Below are 15,716 nucleotides of genomic sequence, written 5' to 3' on the forward strand. Positions count from 1 at the left end.
TTTATCGCCCAAACTGGTTAAATTTTAACAGTGACAACTACCCTGCCAGATAGGGCTAGACATATCTTAAATGAAGTACAAATTACCAATCTGTACACCAAGCGTATGCAGATAGAAGAGGCATTCCGCGATCTAAAGAGTGCCGCCTATGGGATCGCACTTCGTCACAACAGAACTCGCTGTACTAAGCGATTAGATATCCTGATTCTTGTTGCGTTGCTCGCTGAAATCTTGATGTGGTGGAATGGCCTCATTGCAGTACAGGCCAAATGGCATTTTGACATCCAAGCCAACAGCATTAAACACCGCCGAGTTCTATCCATACCTCGTCTAGGGAGAGAGGTATGGATAGAACTCGGCGATATCAAATTAATGAATCCCAATATCAATGGGGAATGTTCGAATATCAAAGGCTCACACACAACGCAGGACTAGGGGAATTATGAGGGGGTCCGTCAGAGGCGCAGCTATGCTGCGTCCTGATGACTGCTCTTGTTAGCCATCATTTGCTCAATCATTTTGTTTCGTTTTACCCAAAATGCTATTGCGCCTATAGGTATTGTAAAAGTAAATATTAACGGAGCGAATTCGCTTGCAGAACTTGCGCCAATGCCTAAGAATTTTATTGTTGCAATTTTTGTAGCTATTTCGCCAGTAGTCCAATTCATTGCAACCGCACCGATACCAACAAACGACAATAAGTACCAGCCCCATTTTTTCTCTATAGGGGCTCGATAAACAAAAAAGCAAGTTATGATCATGAATATTGGAGTAATTATTGATAGTGATAACATCAAAACCTTAGGCACACTTAATTCAGCGTTACCAAATGAATTTAATATCTTTTGCGATTCATTAGTTCGATAGACATTAAGTCCTGTCACCAAAATTTTTCCATCTTGCTTTGTCATTGAAACGCTTGATATTGACCAATCTACTTTGAATTTAGTTTCAAAGGAAAAATTCGCTGACCAAACATCATTGAACGTGCGAACATTAGAGCCCATTAATTCAGTATGTAACGGCTCACCTTCTGGGAAAAAGCCAGCTAACTTATCCAGTTCTTCAACTGTTACCTTGGTAAGAAGCTTTGGATGCATTTGAGTTTTTATGTATTCATAATTTTTTAATCGAAGTTGATCTAAATAGTCCTTGGCAAAAGATGATTCTTCTTTCGGAACTATCGATTTTTTAATGTCTTCGAACGAACACCCAACTACAAATAATGAAAAAAGGATGGTTAACATATACTTCATTTGGTTCTTCTCTCCATGAGTTATCCGCTTTGGCATGCTTTCCATAGAGCTGTTTAAACTCCACATCCTCAACTATTTCCAGTCTGCAGATTTTCCGCTCATCTTTGTGAGTAAATGTTTAAACAACCTGTCCAGGGTAAAAATGTCTTTCAGACTTATCTCTAATCGTTGCAGTCTTTTTACCAGAAAGAATCTGGCGTTCTAACCTTGTGAAAATGTCTTTCCATCCAATGAGTTACACCAACTCTCTTCCATTTTTTCCAAGTTTACACCAGCATTAAATGAATTGGCAATAAACTCTTTCTTTTTAAGCTTCAACCTAAACCAATAGACTAGTGAGAAAGAGAATTGAGGATATTTTTATGTGTCGCATAATTTATAGGCTCATCTAAGCGGAGAAGAGCCGAAAAAGTAAGTCAGATGAAGCTTTGGTGAAGTATGTGTTGAGACAGTCGAAACAAGGAAAGGGGCACTTTCGAGCTAGAAAGTGCCACGTGTAAAAATTCGGCCTATAAAGACTTTGGACATTTCCGTGTTAGTGAATCCGCTAAATTAATGATTTGTGGGTTACTCTGAGTATGGTAAACCGTGCCATAGTCGTTTGTTATACGCGTTCTTCTAGTCGTTACCTAACTACTCTTAACACCTTCCAATTCAATAACCATCCCACGTTTATTTACAAAAGAAAGTTGATAACCGTTTTTTGTTCGGCGCATCATACATGGGCTATTAACATCTATTTCAAGGTTGGTAAAATCCTGCCTTGTTACACCAGAAACAGCAATAACTATACCTGCCTCACCAAAAAAGCCCGACACCTTTACACGAGATGTAATATGAAACTTCTCAATCAGTTTAATGATAAATGGATTAAATTTATTGGCTTCGAATTTTCCTACTCGGTTGCTTGTAGGAAAGTTTTTTGACGGAATGACTTTTACATTGAGAGCACTATTATCTGTACAAGGGTGCTTCTCCCACGGTTTACCTAGTGAATCAAAAAACACTCTACCGCCATGGGGAGATTGATAGAAAAACACCGAAGCTCCACAGACTGGACAGTAAGCACTAGGATTCACATAACTAACAAACACTTTGCTCTGCTCGCGAATATTCCCAACACTTCTTTCTACCGTGTTACTCCGCTTATGACCTTCATTAGCTATGCCCCTGAATTTATAGCACCAGCCGCAAGTACAATCTGGGTAATGATTATGCCCACTCATCTATCTTTACCTACCCTTTAATCTGCCTACATTATCGATTTCTTAACTTAGCATCAGCTAGAACAACAAAAATATGTAAGCTGATTAGGATCACTGCACACGTTATGTAGTCGCTCTTAAACGTTTTGTATGTGTTAAATATGACCATATCTATATATGAAAAAATGCTGACTTTTCGATTCATAAACGCCAAGATCTAATCCGTTTAAATACCAACTAAACTTTGGCTTTTTAGGCATGGGATGTTCACTACCCTCATACATTTGGTTATGAAACTCAAAGTCGTTTAACTTACTATCAACTTGCTCAACTACATGAGAATACTGCTGTGTCATGGAATGCAAAAATATTGGATGTCCCGATGTCGTAATCGGATGCGACATATACGCAGAGCCAAGTGGTAAATCTGCTGAAATTATGTCGTCATGAATGCGCCACATTCTTTCTCTTTCTGGGGATAATTCAGGAGACCCCAACTCAAATACAGAGTGATCAAACAGCGCGACTGCCGTAAATTCTTCGCGCGTAACTTGCACGAACAAAACAATATTACCTTTGTTAGATTTGCCAGCTTCTAAGTGTAAGTGGTAAAAACCTTTTGTGTTTAAAATTTGGTCTTTATCCAGCCATGCATCGTTTTTCCTAAGAATGTATTCCTTAGGCGTATACCCTTTAGAAAGCACGTTATTTGAGAGGTGATCTGTTAAGTCTTGCCCTAAAGATGCTTTTGTTAAAATGTTAAACACATCTCTCTCACATTCCGCCCACCTTGAGTCCATGGTCAGATAGGGCTTTATCGATACTTTCCTCCTTCTCGTAGGTATTAATCGAGCTGCCCAGTTTAAATAATGAAATAGCACTGAACTCAGGCTTTGACTCTCTAACTCTTCCTTAACTTCTTTAATATTGGGGAAGTAAGGCATTGTTTTAATTAACTCGTTCTTGAATTTTCTTATTGTTTTAGATTCTTCCATGCACGAATGTCCTAAATAACACATAACACTTTATAGACGGATTTATTCCATAATTGCATTCCGTCCATGTTGCTGCTATTCATTATGAAACTCAATTAGCATCAATCGGTTATGTGAGTCGAAAGAGGATTTTGGGGTGGAACTATGGAAAGTTTCCGTATAAGTACCCAAAGTACGGGTTAGATGAATTAGGTCTACTGCAATGCTTGCCAGTCGGTAAATTCGTTAATGCTAACAAAGTTTAGGGCACTTTTGAGTTTGAAAGTGCCACCTGTAACGATTCTGGATAGAGGTACATTAGGTTTTTACTTAACTTAGCAACACATGAATCAACTATGGTATTGCTAGGCAATTTTTCCGTGTTTGATTATGACACAAACCTGAAAAGTGGTTAAAATTGCTCAAAGCACACATTTGTGTACTTTGAAACTGGGAATATTTCACTAAATTGCCTAAGCAGCTCAACCACATCAGTCGTTACATCGGTTATCCATTGTTCCCTAAATACTGGATTACCAAGCTTTGCTGTGTTTCCTTCACGGAAATTTTTAAAATTCATCTTATCGAAGCTGTATTTCCACGCTAACCACCATTCATCATCATCGTTAGCCCCGAGCAAAGCCTCAAGTTTATTTTTTAGGTCTGGTTCCTTGCTCAGTAATTCATCTCTAAACAAACCACGTTGGTTGTTCTTACAGACAGTAAATCCGTAGTAGAAACAATGGTCAACTTCTAAATACAGATGAATACTATACTCACCAAAGGTCAAAACTTTATACTGCAATCCATAATAGTTACTGCGCTTATAAGTTTGATAAAAATTCTGACAGACATCCATACTGATTTCTTCAAACTTGTAATTCACAAAGCTAAAGTCATAACCGACTCTTTCAAGAGACGATTGCAATTCAACCCATATCGTTTTTTGCAACTCAGCTTTGACGTCCGTGATTACCTCTTCAATTGTGAGCGCCTGTTTAAAATTATCGCCCTCCAAAAGTAAGTTTTTTATCTCCACCTTCTGATCCTCATTAAGTGTCTGCCCTGTGAGTTTTTCAATCAATTTTCGATACTGAATTATCGTTTCCCGAAGTGACGGGTAGTCATAAACCTCGCATGCGCAAGATGTTAACCATTGTTTGATATCTGTTTTATATGAGATGCAGTAAACTTCTTCACAACTGAGAGAACCGAGGCTTTTTCCTGAAGGGGTGTTGCCAAAAAGTGTAAGATAACAAAGGTGTTTTGTTTTTGAGCCGTGGTAATCACTTAGCGCATCTTTGTAACGCTGTAACTGTTTGGGCTGATCTTCAGCATAAATTTTATTCTCGATAACAATGACATCATGTTCACCAATAAGTAGTAGATCGACTCTGCCGTGCTTTCCCATATAGCACTCTATCTCTAGTGAGAACGGGCCTTTATATCGTAGATTTTCATCTTGTAATTGCTGTAAAAGAATCTGTTGAAACACCTCCCCTTGGTTATGAGATCCTTCAGGATTCAGCAGTTCACCAATAAAACGTGAATGCAAAGCTACTTCATCAGATTCATTACGCAAGATAGAAAAAATATTAAAGTCACTCTCTGTCACTTCCTGCAATTTTTCATACTTAAGATTGATTAAGGAAATTTCTTTTAACAGCTTATCTATCATTTAGTACCCTAGCCTTATGCATAAATTATTTCTCGTTATAATCGGCCATTTCAACCTTCATCGTAATTAAATAATTTCCAACTTAAACGCTTTTTCCAGCGCGAAACCATACTTATCTGCTCTTTTCTTGTCATAAGTAAAAGTATCGTAAACTAAGAGGCGCGATCTGCTGCTAAGTAATGACGCTAACACGTAAAGGGGCAGAAGTGTTTTAGAGTAGTCGCACTAAGGCACTCTTGTCCCTGAGCGCTAGAAACAGGCGCTCGCAAGAACCGAAATACTCCGACTAAGATACTCTGTCCCAATCAGAGTCAAACATTATACATTGCTGATTGAGACAGGCTTTCAATTATCCTTTGTAATACTCCGTGTGAGCACACTTCGGGCATGGTGGTAAAGTATCATCATGATCATCTAAGTCGACTCGTTGACCGCATTTCTTACAGGTATAACTACCTTTACCCGGTTTTTCTCCTGTTGTAGCCATCATTGCTCTCCATATATTTAATTAGACTTCGCAGTACGCTCAAGCTCTGCACCTGAACTAAAACAAATATACAACCAAGCGCACATAAGAAATGTGACTAAGTTCGTTTTTCAAACGTTTGTAGCAATAGAGCTAAGGCACCTTTGTCCCTAATAACTATGTTGTTCAGGAGGTTTGGCTACTATCGCAGCCAATAGACGGCTATTGATTACCCACCGAAGGAGCGCTCTTCCTTAGGCAGTATTCAACCGACGAATTAGATATCTACCAACTCGGCAATTTTCTCTGCTACAACTTCCATTGAATCCTCAGAAGTATCCAAACCTGTTCTGGATGCTAGCATGGGGCTGACATTTCGTAGGGCTTCATAAGATGTGTTATGTACAATTGGAATAAGTTGGTTGCCAGCTAATAGTGTTGAAAGTTCTTTGTCGGCGACACTCTCTTTTGGAAGCCGCTCCAACATCGCTGGAGTCACCAATACAAGTCCTATTCGAGAGTTGGCCAATCCCTTATCGATAGCGCGCATCATCGGCACACCAAGTCCAAGATCCTTTTCGCTAAACCAAACTTTAACACCTGCTGCTTCAAGTAAATCATGCAATTCTTTAGCTGCGTCTTTACGGTCGCCCCATGCATGGCACAAGAATACATCTCGAAGAGCTGGTTGTTGTGCTGCACGAGTTTCGACTGTTTCGCGTATCGGTGTAAGAGACTGAATTTGAGCGGATGTATAAGATACAGAAGAGCCTGATTTAGACCAACTTGGCTTTTTACTGCTACTTGTTCCGCTACTACTAATGCGAGATGGAGAGTAAGATGAGGTTGAGTATGAACTGTAACCTCCACTTCCATAACGACTATAGCGTCCACCACATGCCGGGCAATTAGCTGCGGCGGCCGCTGAACGATGTCCTCTTGATGGTGCTGTGCATCTAGCCAATTGTTTACCTCTCTATTCAAATGAGTATTAATGTAACCTTCGCAAGGTATTACGACCGAAAAAACACAACATATAGTGTGTCATCAGTCTCACAATGGAATATACGGGGTAACAAAAACCACATTCAAGATAAGGGGGCTTAAAGTTTTGTCTAGATATCAGATTAGTGAATCTTATCTCATTTATATGAAATTGATATTTATGAGCATTACAACCAACATATCGATTCAGCTATCGATAGCTTTTAAGGTCTAGTCACTATTTGCAAATATAAACAAAAGAAATTGAAAACTAACTCGCTTGATGGCTCACATCGCTTTTGTCCCAATGAGTGCTATCACCGTAGAGGTCAAGCACGTCTCTGGACATAAATGAGTTTATAAAAACCTTACATTAGCGATTCATGAATAACTACAGGTATGGCAATTTGTTTAACTTAGGGGCCAGTATTGATGGGGTAGCTCATCTCTAAAAGGCAATAATAATTTGCATAGTTGTTACTATGGATCTAAGGTGTACAATAATACCTAACGAGGCAGTATCCATGCGAATTTCTAGGGAAGCAGAGCAGTACATTCTACAATGTCAGTTAACGGCGTTAGAGGAACAAGAATACGAAAATGATGATCATGACAGTATTCAAGAGCCAGTGACCGTTAATAGCTTGAGAGAAGCAAAGCCTTTACTCGATAAGGGCATAACTGTCGTATTAAATGGGAAGCATTTGACAGCTAAAAACGGTCGTGTCTTTGCGGCTCCAGCTCATGTGATTAACCGAAGTGTAAAGCTTGGGTTTGAGGAAGCAGAATTAGTTAGTGGTGCCATGCGTGTGATGGAACATCATATAGCTCATGGTTCTGTTAAGCACATGTATCGCCTACTACAACAGGATGCTCAGAAAAGTTTTGATGACTTCAAGGAAGCCATTAAGCCACATACAAGTGCAGATGATACACAATATTTAATAGCAAAAGACTTGAACGAGATTGAAGCTAGAGCAAAAAACTTCCCGCTAATTACAGCAAAGCAAGCATCAGTACTGTTTGGAGAAGTAAGTGCTGCAAATCCTTCAAGATTGGTTGCTAAACTCAAAAAAGAAATGAAGCTACTCGGCTTTTATTTTGGAAATTCTCGTAATATCCAGATCCCAGCGTTTCAGTTCGACACTGAACGTCTTGGTGTGTACAAGCCAGTCGAAAGGTTGTGTCACATATTTGATGGGTTAAATGATTGGGGAGTGTATAAATGGTTAACAACTCACAATGATGATCTGGAGTGCACACCTGCTCAAGCTATAAGCCGACCCGAGCTTGAAGAAGATTTGCTATACCTAGCAGGTTTGTTTAAGTCTCAAAGCACATTGCGTGACTTAACCTTTGCTTCAGAAGAGCAAGACTATGAGTAAGGCGCCACCACTGCTGAAAATCGAACCTGGTCGTCATTTTTACCGTGCATTAAATAAGGTATATGACGACAATGGTGAGCGTGCTTACACAGCCATAGATCCGAATCCATTTCTACAAGTTAAGTTCACTAGTGATATTAGGGCTATCTACTCTGATGGTACGGTCACCGCTGGTCGCTTTTCGCCATTCCGCTCTAACGACAAAGCAGTCCCTGCTCTGTATATAGCACCAACTAGAGAAACGGCCTATTTTGAAACGGTACTACGACCACTTGCTACAGATTCAGTAGTAACGTTATCATCCAAAGAGTTTCAAAATCTCGCTGTGGCTACAATCTCTTTTAGAAAGGAGCTAACCTTTGCTGATTGTAGAGCTGCATATCTGAAAGGCGGGGCCGAAGCATTTTGGGATATTAGTTTTGATGATTTGTTTAACAAATCTCAGCTGAAATGCTTGGATATAGCAAGAACGCTAGCTAAGCACATTCATAATACCTACCCCAATGTAGATGGCTTAGTTTGGGATAGTGTTCAACAAGGAAATATTGTCCCAGTATACGTGATTTTTGGACCAAAGCGGGAGGGAGACATACATTTAGAAGTGGATGCTTTGGAGGATATCGCTACATGGAAGCCTTATTTACACCAAGCTGTACAGAATGACCACTTAACCATATCTTCAGATCTAGCATCGCTACTTTAAATGTTAGCGTGGCACTTTCGCGTTAAAAGTGCCACGGGTAAAAATTCAACCAGAGAAGCTTTTGGACAAAACCGTTTTAGCTAAACGCTACATGAACCAGATCCTTAAGCGACTCCAAGCCACAGCATGAATTACATCAATTTTCGTCGTCGGCAGATTTTAAGGTGGTTTCATGATAAATTTGGCAGAATTATTACGTCTCTTAACTATCCCCAACCTTTATGAATGACCAACTAACACCCATCAACAAAGACCACTTAAAAAAGCTTATTCGAGCAGAATTGGAACCGACATGGTTTGATAAACAATTACCTAACCCTGATATGTCTTGGGTGACGCCAGCGGTATTTGAAATATTGTTTACGGAGTTGATAACTCATACTCGCGGTAATCAGTCAAAGTCAGCAAGGATTTTAGGTATCAATAGAGGTAGTTTCAGCAAAAAATTAAACCTGATCACAATTCGTAAATTTGGATTGTATGAGAGCCAGTAAGTTCGTATCAAGCTTATTGGTAACCTGTTGAGGGCGCAGAACTTAATCAACAGTCGTTATCTCTCAAGAAGTCCATTGTGGCTTATCTTATTCTCGCTTCAAAATAACAGGCGGTAATATAGTCACATTTCAAAGTAACTATCGCTGCACTGATTATGAACGGTATTTTTTTCTTTGAGTCTTACATTTGTCTTGTGTATAGCATTGTTGCTATACGCACCTGTCTTGGTTTTAATTTACTGAATTAAGTACATTAAGCCTTTCCACTACGGCTCAATGTTATAGAAAGGGTCTTGATTTTTTTAATTGGAGAGGGTGATATTTATCTCCATAAATTAAAGAGTTAAACTATGTATAGCACCAGTGTTATACATAGTTTTTACGACCTTTATTAGCCCCAAGGTTGAGCTTTGCCATCGTTGTCCCCTCCCCCGTATATGTGGTCTACGAATTGATAGACATTTGAATTTTTTCTATTCATTTGTATCGTTTATAAAAACTATCAAGGGTATTGAATCAGGTTCAAAGTCCAATTGTTCAGGTGTAATACCAAGTGCATCAGAAATCTTTAATAAGACAGATCGCTTGTTAATCTTCTCTGAACAGTATTGACTGACTCTAGCTTGGGATACGTTTAACTTTTTAGCTAAGTCGCACTGAGAAATACCTAGGTAGTTCAGCCAAGCTTTTAAGGCCGAGTCTTTATCCTTTGAAAGTTCTCTAACTTTTAGGGGGATTTTTAAGCCTTCCTGTCGCTGTTGCATTGGTATAGCTCCAGAGATGAAAGCTATGTATAGCAGTGATGCTATACATAGCAACTATCTGATCATGTTTAGTTTTACTTGCTTTATAGCGTCCACTATATCCTCGTGACTTTGCTTCTTAAGTAAGTAAACGGCAGCGCGTACTAGTTTTGTATCGTTAATTTCTCTTTCGCTTCCAAGTTCAGTTATAACTAATTCTAGGTTGTTGGTTTTTATATCATTAGCAAGTTCGGTTATTCCAGTGCGTTCGTTGTTGGAAAATCGAATTGGTAGCGGATTGATTTTTGTTGTGGGTTTCGTCGCGAAAATATTACTCTTACTTTCTTGTTTAACCGGCTTCTCTGATTGGCTAATTTTCCGCTCCAGCATTTTTACTTGAGCTCGCTCTGCACCTGTCAGCTTCTTTTTTTGTTTTAACTCTGCGAGTAGCTGGACGTCTTTATTCATTGATGACCTCCTTTGCTAGCTCTTTATAGTAACGTGCAGCTACATGGCCACGGTTAATTACACTTGCCGGTTCATGCTCCATTTCTGCCTCCGTAAATAGGCTGCGATCCCAAATGGTGGTTTTTGCTGTGTTGTTTGGCCACCTTTCCGCTAAATACCCAGTACCGTAATCAAGAGCTTTTTTTGCTGTTTTACTTATCTTAGAAGGAATCACTAAAAACTTTATTTCATTTTCTTCCACGAATTTCACATCTTGGATGTGTTCAAGGAGTGTCTCTACGCCGTCAAGACTGTGCTCTTTATATTCAGTTGGGAATAGATATTCTGTAGCAGCCATTACAGCATTTAGTCCAAGAACAGAGGTTCCTGGGTTGGTGTCTATTAGTATGAAATCATAACAACCTTGAAGCTTTTCTAAATGCAGCTTTAATCGTTCCTCTCGACGTGTAAGCGAAATCATGTCCATATCAAGCTTCGTCATTATATCGCCCCGGCGCCCAGGGATGATATGTAGGTGCTCTTGTGCTTCCCCATTAATGATTGCAGGGTAAATTGATTTTTTAATATCGAATTTTCGATCAAGAAGTGCATCGCCAATGTAATATTCTGAATCTTCACATCCGTAAAATTTTGTACTATCGCCTTGACCGTCGAAATCTAAGATAAGGACACGTTGTCCTTGTTGGCTGAGTTCATAGCCGAGGTTTACGGTTGTTGTTGTTTTTGTTACTCCCCCTTTTCGGCAGCCGATCATTATGATTCTAGTTGAATTATCTTTGAGTGTTGTCATGTTTAAACCCTATGTATAGCAGTGATGCTATACGTATTATATGTGAGTGTTTTTTTTATGTATAGCAAAAGTGCTATACACACTTCAATTATGTCTAAAACTATGTATAGCATCAATGCTATACATGGTTTGTTGTTTGTTTTTTTTTTTATAACAAGGGTTTAAGTTTTTTATTGGGGTTTAGTGTAATAAGTTGACAGTTTGATTGAGTGGTGTGGCTGGAAATTTGCTTAATGCGACTCTTAATTTAAACTTAAATATTGATTTACTGGTTTTATGTACAGTACTATATAGACATGTTGATATTAGAAAGTTTGGTTTCTGCCTCGATCACTGGTTTTGAAAACCCTACACTTACGTTTCGTAAGCAAGCCCTTAACTTGACTCAGATGTTTGTCCATGCTCCTTCATCTATGTTTTTGATTGAGAGCACGACTGAGTATGTATGTTCTGGAATTGCTATCGGTGATTGGCTACTCATTGATGCCTCACGACAGCCACTAGTGAACGATATTGTTTTAGTTGAGCAGTTTGATGAACGATATTGTGTGAGTTGGTCTCAGCTTTGTTCACACATGAAGCATACCTGCCATGGTCAGAATGATCTCTTAGTGATAGGGGTGGTCACAGTATCTATCCATCACTTTCGTAAACCTATTTCATTGCCTGCACACAACAGTCTAATAGATATTGATCTGCACTCTCTACTCATTGATGTTGAGCACTCTACTTTGATTTGTAAGGCGGACGGCGAATCTATGAGGCCCTACATATTCCACCATGATTTAATGCTATTGGAGCGTCATTTAAAGCCTGAAGATGACGATGTTTGTATTCTGGCACTTAATCATGATCTAGTTTGCAAGCGTGTTCATTTAAGTTCTAGATTACTATCGTCAGACAATCCCGCCTATCCAGATTACCGCGTGACTGAAGCCGATTACTTAAGATTGCACGGCGTTGTTCGTTACAGCTTTCGATTACATAGGGATGTTCTATGTACGGACTCATAGACGGCACAAGATTCTATAGCGAAAGTACTTCAATCTATAAACCGGAACAAAAGTCGTTACCAGTACTAGTGACAGCAGGTCAGGGGATTAGCATTGCAGCTAATCGGGCTTGTTCTACGTTAGGTATCCAGAAATTTCGACCCATTTGGGAGAATATTGATTTACTGAGGCTGCACCAGGGCCGAGTTTATAAAGCCAATTTTAATACCTTCAGTCATATATCAGATCGCTTTATGACGAGTGTTGAGCAAGCAATGCAAGGATCGAGTTCTTTTCGCTATTCTGTCGATGAATTGTTTATCTCACTAACACACCTACACAGCATTAATGTTTGTCTCGATGATTTTATATTGGAGTTGCGACAGCGGGTTTATAGAGAAACCGGTGTACCTGTTGGGGCTGGCGTTGGTTCTACATTGACTCTAGCAAAAGTAGCGAGCTGGGCTGGTAAAAACCAACCAGGTTTTAAAGGGCAGTGCTGCCTTATTCATCAGAAACAGATTGACTCAATATTAAGTAAGATGCCTGTCGGAAAGGTATGGAATATTGGTGGTGCCTATCAACGTCACTTAAAAAATGAAGGGATATCGACAGCGTTAGAGCTTAAACGTTGTGATCCTAAAACTTATCAAAAGCGTTACTCTATCAATATAGCCAATGTGATTTCTGAGCTTAACGGTGTCAGTGTCTTAAGCTACTCCGATATACGAGAGAAAAAGAAGCAGATTTGGTCTACATCAAGTTATCGGGACCGACTACGAGAAACGGATATGCTATTTGGAGAAATAGCACATCACTGCGCTGAAGTGATGACTAAGGTGAGGTCTCAAAAAAGTGAAGTCAAGACGCTATCTGTTTTTATTAGTACAGGAAAATACGATAAGTGTTTGCCTTATTACAGACGTATAGACATTAACTTAAATACTGGGTTGACGGATACGGGGCAAGCTTTAAGTCAAGTTCGAACTGTTTTCGAGAGCCTAGCCCCAAAAGATATAACGGCACAACCTATATATAAGGTTGCGGTTGGAGCTGTTGAGCTTCTTGATGGTGAAAAAAAACAGTTTGACCTCTTTGAGGAAGCTAGCTCTAACAAGTTAGAGCTTAATAGAGCGCTTGATACCATTAATGCCCGTTTTGGAAAAGGGACGCTGACCTTTGGCTCTCAAAAGCGAGGTTACAGTGAGCAAGATGGTAGTATCGAATTTGAAAGATTAGAAAATTATTATACCCATTCTAGTGACTTACTGACGGTTAAATGTATTTAAAGAATCTTCATTCTTAGTTTCTTATCTCTTCGTGTATTGCTCCTTAGTTTGGGACTAGGAGGGAATACTGGTTAGGTATCATTATCTTGGACGTTACCCTTCGGGCAAGGCTTTTCGCTTGTATCTTTCATCTATGGCCTAAGAGTGGCATCCCCCTGGTGAGTCACTGCGTGCCGCCCCAAAATGTGCCTCTCTACAGTCCCTATCTAAAAGGATATCGCTGCAATCCTGAACGCCTGCGCCTCGTCATTCTTCCTCGTTGCCGCTTGTAGTGCCTCCTCACTCCTTTCACTGACATCCATTAAGTTCGAGTAAGGGCTTGTTGCCTTATGTGCCGATTTTCCTTTCGACTCGCATCATTTTATGGGGCTCGCAGGCTGTTGACCCTCCTCAATCAGAACCTTCTCTGCAAGGGTAAATGAACGCTTCGCGCCCCTGCAGAGAAGAACCATGTTTGAGGTGTGGACAGCCAAGCGGCTCCATAAAAGTGATACTCAAACAGAAAGGAAACTCCTCATGGCACAACAACATACAACCCCAACTCTCTCTAAATCGAATTTCAGCGACCAGCGTTTCGCCGCTGGCCACGAAAGCTCACCAAAAAATGATATCTCTTTACTGCGTATTCCTCAGCGTACAGAGGGAGAAGAGCACGGCTTTTCTCTTACGCCGTGTAGCGATATTACCTTAGCTGAACTCAAAATCGCGGGATTTACTCTGCGTGATTCTAAGTTCTACCCATCCACTCTGGCTGAGGTTGAGAAGAGTATCTTACATCACTTTAAAATAGGGGACTTAACTGACAATTTTATTGTGAAGGATGTATCAACCCCTTCGAGAGCCCTCTTTTCGTTTCACCGTTGCCCGTTTTAATTACTGGGATATTTTTGTATTAACGTCAGGAGTAAGTCATGAAATATCTCTCCCACTATGTTCAAGACAAACAAACGCTAGCATTTAATGAAGCAGGGGCATTTTTTGCCTTTTCCACTAAACAGTTCGATGAAGCAAAAAAAGAGGGCGTGAAATATGCGTCGTTAGGTATGGGTTTAATTTGCCCTGTTGATAATGCAAAGCAATTAATGACCCGTTTAGATTCTATTGCTCAAGAAGGGATCGCCGAAGACATCGAAGAGAATGGTAAAAAAGCGATCATTCGCCGTGAGCTATTCAATCACGAGTGTTTTTATACCAATGACATTTGTGATTGTGTCGAAAGTCTCGAAGGGTATGGTATTTCTTACGATGAAGTGTATAAGGTATTTAATCACATTCGTAAAACGGAAGACGTTTCTTAAACGCTAAAAGTAAAGCGCCTTGATATTTGCTGTATCAAATATCAAGGCAAATTCAATTTAAATACAGGGGTAAATAAAATGAACATTAAAAATCTTACATCAGGTAACGAAGAAATAAAAGAAAAAAATTATGTTTGTACGGCTGTGCCGTTTGATCTTGGCCAAGTCGTTTGTACACAAGGCATTGCTGAACTGCTAAATAACAATATTGGTGTGAATTTACCGATTTACTTACATCGTCACCAAAATGGTGATTGGGGAAATGTCTGTGTTGAAGATAAACTTACCAATGATGAAGCCACCAAGATAGGCGAGCGGGTTTTATCCAGTTACACCATTTGTAATGAACAAGTCTGGATAATTACCAAGCGTGATCGTAGTTGCACTACGATTTTGCTCCCGAATGAATATTGATGACGTCAATTCACGCGATATAATGGAGTTCCTTTGGACTCCATTTTTTAGTTTATGAAAAAATCAATCTTATTATTGTCGGTATTTCCAAGTGTTGGGTATTCGTTTTGTTTTGATGAAGCAGGACAACATTATAATGTTGCTCCAGCTTTGCTGCGAGCGATAGCACAAGTTGAAAGCAGTCTTGATCCTAATGCTTATAACGAAAACAAAAATAAAAAAGGTCAAGTAACCAGTCGTGACTTTGGACTCATGCAAATTAACTCTATTTGGTTTCCTCGATTGGCTGAATTTAATGTCAATAAAGCCAATATTTATGAACCTTGTTTTAATGTTTCATTAGGTGCGTGGGTATTAAGTTCTAACTTTGCGAGTCATGGTTATTATTGGAACAGTGTCGGCGCTTATAATGCGGGTTTTTCCAAACGCACCGAGAACACCAGAAAAATATACATCCAAAAAGTCCAATCGGTTTATTTTAAGATGAACGTTCAATAAAAGGATTTGCACCATAATGGTGCGAGGTCTTTAGCTTTTCCTCTCGCTTTCTTCCTTCAATTTCCAGATCCCCCGCATC

20 protein-coding genes are annotated in these 15,716 nt (G+C 39.6%); 10 read left to right on the forward strand and 10 right to left on the reverse strand.

Going from position 1 to position 15,716, the window contains the following annotated elements; all coding sequences use genetic code 11:
- The first annotated feature begins 30 nt into the window (after nucleotides 1–30).
- The gene (locus ACED53_RS20775; RefSeq protein WP_371715300.1) at nucleotides 31–435 is read left to right on the forward strand and encodes a transposase; all 405 of its coding nucleotides are present in this window, start codon (nucleotides 31–33) and stop codon (nucleotides 433–435) included.
- 32 nt (nucleotides 436–467) lie between these two features.
- Here ACED53_RS20775 and ACED53_RS20780 read toward each other — a convergent pair whose 3' ends face one another.
- The 7 genes from ACED53_RS20780 to ACED53_RS20810 all read right to left on the reverse strand — a co-directional run bounded on the left by ACED53_RS20780 (nucleotide 468) and on the right by ACED53_RS20810 (nucleotide 6,543).
- A complete protein-coding gene (locus tag ACED53_RS20780; protein WP_133148839.1) occupies nucleotides 468–1,256 on the reverse strand; it encodes a hypothetical protein in 789 nt (262 codons plus the stop codon).
- 118 nt (nucleotides 1,257–1,374) lie between these two features.
- Complete coding sequence (locus tag ACED53_RS20785; RefSeq protein WP_338417946.1) at nucleotides 1,375–1,488, reverse strand: ASCH domain-containing protein; 114 nt, start codon at nucleotides 1,486–1,488, stop codon at nucleotides 1,375–1,377.
- A 397-nt stretch (nucleotides 1,489–1,885) separates the two neighbouring features.
- A complete protein-coding gene (locus ACED53_RS20790) occupies nucleotides 1,886–2,482 on the reverse strand; it encodes a hypothetical protein (RefSeq protein ID WP_280621315.1) in 597 nt (198 codons plus the stop codon).
- A gap of 134 nt (nucleotides 2,483–2,616) precedes the next feature.
- Entirely contained in the window at nucleotides 2,617–3,456 is an 840-nt protein-coding gene (locus ACED53_RS20795; protein WP_145571144.1) for a hypothetical protein, read from the reverse strand.
- A 391-nt stretch (nucleotides 3,457–3,847) separates the two neighbouring features.
- Nucleotides 3,848–5,113: a PD-(D/E)XK nuclease family protein gene (locus ACED53_RS20800; RefSeq protein ID WP_280621313.1), complete on the reverse strand. Its 1,266-nt coding sequence runs from the start codon at nucleotides 5,111–5,113 to the stop codon at nucleotides 3,848–3,850.
- Between the two features lie 349 nt (nucleotides 5,114–5,462).
- Entirely contained in the window at nucleotides 5,463–5,603 is a 141-nt protein-coding gene (locus ACED53_RS20805) for a hypothetical protein (protein ID WP_371715301.1), read from the reverse strand.
- 253 nt (nucleotides 5,604–5,856) lie between these two features.
- Nucleotides 5,857–6,543, reverse strand: a complete 687-nt coding sequence (locus tag ACED53_RS20810; protein ID WP_076679134.1) for a toll/interleukin-1 receptor domain-containing protein — start codon at nucleotides 6,541–6,543, stop codon at nucleotides 5,857–5,859.
- A gap of 502 nt (nucleotides 6,544–7,045) precedes the next feature.
- Between ACED53_RS20810 and ACED53_RS20815 the strand changes: the two genes are divergently transcribed.
- The 3 genes from ACED53_RS20815 (at nucleotide 7,046) to ACED53_RS20825 (ending at nucleotide 9,145) form a co-directional block, all read left to right on the forward strand.
- Nucleotides 7,046–7,948, forward strand: a complete 903-nt coding sequence (locus ACED53_RS20815; RefSeq protein WP_241816738.1) for a hypothetical protein — start codon at nucleotides 7,046–7,048, stop codon at nucleotides 7,946–7,948.
- Entirely contained in the window at nucleotides 7,941–8,651 is a 711-nt protein-coding gene (locus ACED53_RS20820) for an RES domain-containing protein (protein WP_016800228.1), read from the forward strand. Before ACED53_RS20815 ends, ACED53_RS20820 begins: the two co-directional genes overlap by 8 nt.
- 221 nt (nucleotides 8,652–8,872) lie before the next feature.
- Nucleotides 8,873–9,145 (forward strand): helix-turn-helix domain-containing protein, encoded by a 273-nt coding sequence (locus ACED53_RS20825; RefSeq protein ID WP_017100439.1) that lies wholly within the window; start codon nucleotides 8,873–8,875, stop codon nucleotides 9,143–9,145.
- A gap of 473 nt (nucleotides 9,146–9,618) precedes the next feature.
- Here the strand turns inward: ACED53_RS20825 and ACED53_RS20830 are convergent, their stop codons facing one another.
- The 3 genes from ACED53_RS20830 to ACED53_RS20840 are packed head-to-tail and all read right to left on the reverse strand — an operon-like array spanning nucleotide 9,619 to nucleotide 11,146.
- The gene (locus ACED53_RS20830) at nucleotides 9,619–9,909 is read right to left on the reverse strand and encodes a helix-turn-helix transcriptional regulator (protein WP_016767842.1); all 291 of its coding nucleotides are present in this window, start codon (nucleotides 9,907–9,909) and stop codon (nucleotides 9,619–9,621) included.
- 54 nt (nucleotides 9,910–9,963) lie between these two features.
- Nucleotides 9,964–10,356 (reverse strand): hypothetical protein, encoded by a 393-nt coding sequence (locus tag ACED53_RS20835; RefSeq protein ID WP_016767843.1) that lies wholly within the window; start codon nucleotides 10,354–10,356, stop codon nucleotides 9,964–9,966.
- A complete protein-coding gene (locus ACED53_RS20840; RefSeq protein ID WP_016767844.1) occupies nucleotides 10,349–11,146 on the reverse strand; it encodes a ParA family protein in 798 nt (265 codons plus the stop codon). Before ACED53_RS20840 ends, ACED53_RS20835 begins: the two co-directional genes overlap by 8 nt.
- Before the next feature lie 296 nt (nucleotides 11,147–11,442).
- Here ACED53_RS20840 and ACED53_RS20845 point away from each other — a divergent pair, with 296 nt between their 5' ends.
- The 6 genes from ACED53_RS20845 (at nucleotide 11,443) to ACED53_RS20870 (ending at nucleotide 15,637) form a co-directional block, all read left to right on the forward strand.
- Entirely contained in the window at nucleotides 11,443–12,159 is a 717-nt protein-coding gene (locus tag ACED53_RS20845; RefSeq protein WP_017101222.1) for a S24 family peptidase, read from the forward strand.
- Nucleotides 12,144–13,427 (forward strand): DUF4113 domain-containing protein, encoded by a 1,284-nt coding sequence (locus tag ACED53_RS20850; protein ID WP_102579796.1) that lies wholly within the window; start codon nucleotides 12,144–12,146, stop codon nucleotides 13,425–13,427. The genes ACED53_RS20845 and ACED53_RS20850 overlap by 16 nt, the downstream gene beginning before the upstream one ends.
- A 516-nt stretch (nucleotides 13,428–13,943) precedes the next feature.
- Nucleotides 13,944–14,300, forward strand: a complete 357-nt coding sequence (locus ACED53_RS20855) for a hypothetical protein (protein WP_102421257.1) — start codon at nucleotides 13,944–13,946, stop codon at nucleotides 14,298–14,300.
- Between the two features lie 38 nt (nucleotides 14,301–14,338).
- Nucleotides 14,339–14,725 carry a hypothetical protein gene (locus ACED53_RS20860; RefSeq protein WP_102579847.1) on the forward strand — a complete coding sequence of 129 codons (387 nt, stop codon included), beginning with the start codon at nucleotides 14,339–14,341 and terminating at the stop codon, nucleotides 14,723–14,725.
- A 78-nt stretch (nucleotides 14,726–14,803) separates the two neighbouring features.
- Nucleotides 14,804–15,139 carry a hypothetical protein gene (locus ACED53_RS20865; protein ID WP_017098616.1) on the forward strand — a complete coding sequence of 112 codons (336 nt, stop codon included), beginning with the start codon at nucleotides 14,804–14,806 and terminating at the stop codon, nucleotides 15,137–15,139.
- A gap of 54 nt (nucleotides 15,140–15,193) precedes the next feature.
- Complete coding sequence (locus ACED53_RS20870) at nucleotides 15,194–15,637, forward strand: lytic transglycosylase domain-containing protein (protein ID WP_017098615.1); 444 nt, start codon at nucleotides 15,194–15,196, stop codon at nucleotides 15,635–15,637.
- Nucleotides 15,638–15,716 lie beyond the last annotated feature (79 nt).

Source organism: Vibrio sp. 1F169 (assembly GCF_041439605.1).
GTDB classification, from domain to species: domain Bacteria; phylum Pseudomonadota; class Gammaproteobacteria; order Enterobacterales; family Vibrionaceae; genus Vibrio; species Vibrio tasmaniensis_A.